Annotated in this window: 1 pseudogene; it reads right to left on the reverse strand. The window is 40.7% G+C overall.

Going from position 1 to position 427, the window contains the following annotated elements:
* Nucleotides 1–279, reverse strand: a pseudogene (locus HC752_RS24430) (alpha-amylase family glycosyl hydrolase); the annotation flags it as partial.
* Nucleotides 280–427: the final 148 nt, after the last annotated feature.

The following is a 427-nucleotide window of genomic DNA, read 5'->3' on the forward strand; positions in this document are numbered from 1 at the left end:
GTCGCAAATCTCTTGGTCAGAAAGGGCTTTTTCACGTTCAACATTGATATGAAGAACAACATGGTAGTGGTTGCTCATAATGGCGTAGGCACAAACATCAATACAGAATACTTGGGAAAGCTTAAGTAGGCGCTCTTCAATCCAACCCCGCCGATGTTCAAAGCATTGGTTTTGCTCTGAGTCATAGCCGCATAGAAATGAACGGCGAACGCAACGAGATACACAATGGTAGTAAGGTGTGGCATCAAGGCTTATCAATTGAGAACGAGCTTGGGTCATAATATGAGAGAAAATACTAAGAGTGTGTGATTATTACACTATTCTTATTGCATCGAATAGAACAGCACTCAGATTTGAATTTGTGGCAGTTCAATCATGGTTATGTAATTGATAGAAGTCGGTTTTTCTTAAAGTGACTGTCCCTGAG

The sequence above is a fragment of the Vibrio sp. S9_S30 genome, from assembly GCF_014694455.1.
Classification (GTDB): domain Bacteria; phylum Pseudomonadota; class Gammaproteobacteria; order Enterobacterales; family Vibrionaceae; genus Vibrio.